Annotated in this window: 1 protein-coding gene and 1 pseudogene; both read left to right on the forward strand. The window is 68.7% G+C overall.

All coding sequences use genetic code 11. The annotated features are described in order from the left end of the window. Positions 1-207, forward strand: a pseudogene (locus CCN44_RS39490) (damage-inducible protein CinA); the annotation flags it as partial. Between the two features lie 109 nt (positions 208-316). Then, positions 317-691: a helix-turn-helix domain-containing protein gene (locus tag CCN44_RS39495; protein WP_014675397.1), complete on the forward strand. Its 375-nt coding sequence runs from the start codon at positions 317-319 to the stop codon at positions 689-691. Positions 692-905: the final 214 nt, after the last annotated feature.

Consider the following 905-nt stretch of genomic DNA (forward strand, 5'->3'; position numbering starts at 1 on the left):
GTCTTCGTGGCCGTCGACGGACCCCTCACCGCCCGGGCCGGTTCTGCCGGTGGCGGAAAAGTCGAGGCTCTGCGGTTGAACGGCGGCCGTGCGGAAATTCGTATGGAGAGTGTACGGAGCGTACTCGCAGTGCTCCTGGAGCAGCTTGCGGGCGAACAGACTGGGAATGAGCGGGCACAGGATACGGAACGGAACGGGGGGTTTTGATGTTTGCAGCCCTGAGTGAACACGACATCGCTCCCCGCACGGCCGCGGCGCGAGGCGGTACGGTGGGGCGAGAAGGATGCGGCTACGCGGTCCGAGGAGGGAGCCACCGATGATTCTGCTCCGTCGCCTGCTGGGTGACGTGCTGCGTCGGCAGCGCCAACGCCAGGGCCGTACTCTGCGCGAAGTCTCCTCGTCCGCCCGAGTCTCACTCGGCTATCTCTCCGAGGTGGAGCGGGGGCAGAAGGAGGCTTCCTCCGAGCTGCTCGCCGCCATCTGCGACGCGCTGGACGTACGGATGTCGGAACTCATGCGGGAAGTGAGCGACGAGCTGGCGCTCGCCGAACTGGCCCAGTCCGCCAGGGCCACCGAGCCCGTGCCCACGCCGGTCCGTCCGATGCTGGGTTCCGTGTCGGTGACCGGTGTGCCACCGGAACGGGTGACCATCAAGGCGCCCGCGGAGGCGGTGGACGTGGTCGCCGCGTGAGGTCCGCCCGCGCGGCCTGACGCCTCGGTACGACTGAAGCGTCCCGGTGAGGGTGAAACCGCCCGCCACGGGTGGAGCGACCCGATACGGGTGAAGCCCCGGTCGGCTTCTCCAGGGAAGACCCTGGGAAGTCCGGACGGGGCTTCTTCTGTGCCCGACGATCCTGCGCGCTCTTCGCCCACCGGGCTCCGCGTCCGGCATGCGCCCATTTGCC

The organism is Streptomyces tricolor, assembly GCF_002155905.1.
GTDB classification, from domain to species: domain Bacteria; phylum Actinomycetota; class Actinomycetes; order Streptomycetales; family Streptomycetaceae; genus Streptomyces; species Streptomyces tricolor.